Raw genomic sequence first — 3,672 nt, 5'->3', positions numbered from 1 at the left:
TGAAATTAGTTTGAAAATTACGCCTTCCGAAGCAAACCAAAAGCTGATTGTAGAAACAATGGATTTGGATTGTGGAGCTATCTTCAGAAAATCTAAGGTTATTTTGGATTTAGTGAATCTAGCGTCCGATNACGGATGTGCAGTTTCTTTTAATCCGAAATCTAAGACTTTAAGGCTCAAAAGAGATCAAGTTATTAAAACACTGGATGAGCCAGAACTGACCGACCACATTAAGTCGATCGAGAGTGCTGTTTTAGCTTTGAAAAAAGCACTAGGTGAATAGGTGACTCAATTGGGGAGATTGAATTGGATACAATGCCGATTAGCTAGTACCATTTTGACAAAATTAGAGTTTTTACTGACTCTCTTGAAACGATAACAGGATTCCGGAAATAATGGCGAAGGCGTTCCCAGCCTTTCATTAAATTCAATATGCAGGTTCCGGCCTCCCGCTCTGAATCAAAAACTAGCGCTTCGTTCTCCTCGCGAGAAAATTTTTATTTGTACTCCTCTTCAGGTTCGCGAAGATTAGCCACTTACAAAGTGAATATCTAGGCGTGTCTCTTTAAATGTGTGGTCAAATTTAAACGTAATAAATTCCCAAATGTTTTAACCTTTTCCCCAATCTTAGTATCCACGCGATCTATTCATCTACGTACCTAAATTAATCAATTTCCTTGATGTCTCTATCGGGGACATACTCAATTAAATCCTCAACTTTGCAATCGAAGTATTCGCAGAGTTTGCTTACGTTATCCGTTCCGGTATTTGTACCGCGATGATTGATCAGTTTCGAAATCGTCATTCGATGTATTCCGGTCGCTTCCGCAACAGCGGCAACAGTCACTCTCTCGCCATCTGAGAACTCTTTTTTAGCAATCATTTCTTTCAATTTGAATCGGATCATACACATACCAGCGATAAGTAAAACTATCTAATGATAAAAATAACTATCAAAAGATGTTGACAGGATTCATCATCCGATTTATAAATGTATCAAATGATGAATGTACGCATCATTTTATGTTTATAGCTATCAAAGGATAAATCGAATGAGCAATACTTACCTTACCACTGAAGAGCTCTCTGAGCGAATTAAATATGACTCGCGGACCATTCGTAATCAGTTGAAAGACAGCGTGTTGATCGAGGGTATCCATTATTTCCGTCCTTTTCAGGGGCGCAAAATTCTTTATATCTGGGAGCGTGTAGAGGAGCGCATGCTTCAAACGGCCGAGCAGAGTGCATTCGCTATTCCTATGGCAAATGGAGGTGTAGCGCATGGCAGCTAATGTTCATGTTCGGGTGCGTCCAGAGACGAGCAATTTATATCTGGATTTTTCGTATCAAGGGGTGCGTTGCCGGGAGCAGACGGCCCTTAAAGATACGCCTTCAAATCGCAAGGTCGTGACCGACCTTGCTAAGAAGGTTGAAGCGCGAATGGTTCTGGGAGAGTTTGACTATGCGAGTTTTTTCCCTGACAGTAAGAACTTGGCTAAGTTACCTCAGAGTCAGTCGGTTGTTCCTCAAGTAGGTTTGCCGGGCAATGCAAGTTTGGTTGCTGATGCGCCGATGCAGACCGTGTTGTTCGCTGACTATGTTGAATCATGGTTTGCGTTTAAGCAGGTAGAGTGGAGACGTTCTCACAGTGACAATATGCGCTGCCTTGTTGATAGCTCGTTGAAGCCTTTTTTTGGTCATTTTGATTTAGCTGCAATAACCAAAAATGACATCTTAGTATTTCGATCAGAGCTCTGTTCTCGACCGGGGCGCAAGGGTGAGCTATTAGGCGCCAAAACCGTGAATAATCACATGCAGTTGTTGCACTCAATTTTGTTGGATGCAAGTGATGAGTTTGGGTTTGTAAATCCATTTCGCAATATCAAAACGCTGAAAAGCAAGAAGCAACATATCGCTCCGTTCTCATTGGATGAGATTAATTTGATCATCGATAACGTGCGTGAGGACTATAAAAACTACTACCGAGTGCGCTTCTTTAGTGGATTGCGCACGGGTGAGATTGATGGTCTTCAGTGGCGTTACGTCGATTTTGAGAGTAAGCAAATCTTGGTGCGTGAAACTATCGTGAAAGGCAAAATGGAGTACACAAAAACTGAAGGCTCTCAGAGGGAAGTTCCCATGCTTGGCCCGGTCTATGAAGCCTTAAAAGAGCAATATGAAGCAACAGGCCAGCTGAGTGACTTTGTTTTTTGCAATGCAGAGGGTAAACCTTTAGATCATGTAAATGTCACTAAAAGGGTCTGGTATCCGCTATTAAGAGCACTTGGGTTAGAAAAAAGACGTCCATATATGACGCGGCATTCAACTGCCACACTTCTTTTGGCCAGCGGCGAGAGCCCAGAATTTATTGCTCGATTTCTAGGTCACACATCGACTGAAATGTTGTTCACTACATACAGTCGCTATGTGCCAAATTTGACGCGCGCCGATGGCAGTGCGTTTGAAAAACTCGTGGCGCAAAAGGAGGTTAACGATGAAGCTTAGTGCTCAGGATTTTCAGTATGAAGGACGTATAAAAGAAATAGCATGTTACTTACAGGTGAAGCTCCGTATATCTGCCGGACGAGATATCGTATTGCTCCTGGAGGACGCTTCGTCTAAAAACAATACCGAAGCGATTCAACGCTGGATCACCCCACGTATTTGGTAGCAACTATGTGATGAAAATGATGTTGATCTAGCCTTTATCGAAGAAGAGTTGCTGGATGTCCTGAGCAATGCATCCGTTGTAAACTAGCGAACTCCAATAGTTTTGATATTGGTGTTGGAAATATTAATACCAAGATTGAGCGGTCCAAGGCAAGCTAGTTACCCTGCCTTGGAAAGTCTAGATCATCAAGCACTTGCTGTATTTTCTCTGGGTTGTTGGCGAGTTCATCAATTACCCCGAAATTTAAATGCTCTGCGCTATTCATCTTGCGCTCAATGTAATCAAGAATTTTAAATCGTATTCTCAAATTGAGTTTCAGCTTCCCGCTCTTTAGCTGACTGATCTGAGTAGCATCAATGTTGAGTTCCTCTGCAAGATCTGTAGGTCCGCCTGCGTGCTTTTCTAGAGCATTTATTAGTCCTTTAGCCAGTTCAACGGCTCTGTCGTTGGATGGAAATTCTATAAGCTGTAACTCATTAAGAAGATAAGTTGAGGAGGTTATGTATCGGCGTAGCCGGGTAAAATCGAATGCCCATTTTGCTCCGTTTTCTTTGACGAGCGCTTCTATTATCCTCGCTCGCTCTAGAGGAGTTAGTTCACCGTTTGGGACGATACGCTCCAATAACTCATCATCGAGCCCTGCGTTTTCTTTGAATCTCGGAGAATCCTTCAACTCCGGAACAAAGAGCACGAATTGAAGAAGATTTGCGTCGTCATTTTCGAGCGCTCTTTCAAATCTAGCTTCCCCAATATTTCTGAATTGAACATTCGTCAACTCTGTCGCTCTTTCTGCAATGCGTTCGGGGACAAGCTTGAGCATCATATTTCTGGCAGTAGCGAAACCAATTTTATCTAAAAGTGTGAGGCGGTGAAGCCAGTTGAGAGTTGCTTCGCCCTTTTGGACTTTATCGATTGTTGAGCGAGGGATGTTCAAGCGCCTTGATAACTCTGTAGGAGTCTGGACATTAAATTCAGCCGTGACTCTGTCTAATAGCCTTTGA

5 protein-coding genes are annotated in these 3,672 nt (G+C 42.7%); 3 read left to right on the top strand and 2 right to left on the bottom strand.

Annotated features, from left to right (window positions below):
• Positions 1-664: 664 nt before the first annotated feature.
• Positions 665-907, bottom strand: a complete 243-nt coding sequence (locus tag A3750_RS14095; protein WP_068548121.1) for a helix-turn-helix transcriptional regulator — start codon at positions 905-907, stop codon at positions 665-667.
• A gap of 145 nt (positions 908-1,052) precedes the next feature.
• On the opposite strand from A3750_RS14095, the gene A3750_RS14090 reads away from it, so the two are divergent.
• The 3 genes from A3750_RS14090 to A3750_RS25365 are packed head-to-tail and all read left to right on the top strand — an operon-like array spanning position 1,053 to position 2,671.
• The gene (locus A3750_RS14090; RefSeq protein WP_068548380.1) at positions 1,053-1,292 is read left to right on the top strand and encodes a hypothetical protein; all 240 of its coding nucleotides are present in this window, start codon (positions 1,053-1,055) and stop codon (positions 1,290-1,292) included.
• Positions 1,282-2,505, top strand: a complete 1,224-nt coding sequence (locus A3750_RS14085; RefSeq protein WP_068548379.1) for a site-specific integrase — start codon at positions 1,282-1,284, stop codon at positions 2,503-2,505. The genes A3750_RS14090 and A3750_RS14085 overlap by 11 nt, the downstream gene beginning before the upstream one ends.
• Positions 2,495-2,671, top strand: coding sequence for a hypothetical protein (locus A3750_RS25365; RefSeq protein WP_156498589.1), 177 nt, complete (start codon positions 2,495-2,497; stop codon positions 2,669-2,671). The genes A3750_RS14085 and A3750_RS25365 overlap by 11 nt, the downstream gene beginning before the upstream one ends.
• 154 nt (positions 2,672-2,825) lie before the next feature.
• Here A3750_RS25365 and A3750_RS14080 read toward each other — a convergent pair.
• Positions 2,826-3,672, bottom strand: an 847-nt coding sequence (locus A3750_RS14080) for a hypothetical protein (protein WP_231871828.1), incomplete at its 5' end; no start/stop codon positions are given.

It is taken from the genome of Oleiphilus sp. HI0079, from assembly GCF_001635105.1.
Note: the sequence above shows the minus strand (reverse complement) of the source record. Positions and strands in the feature narration are given on the sequence as shown.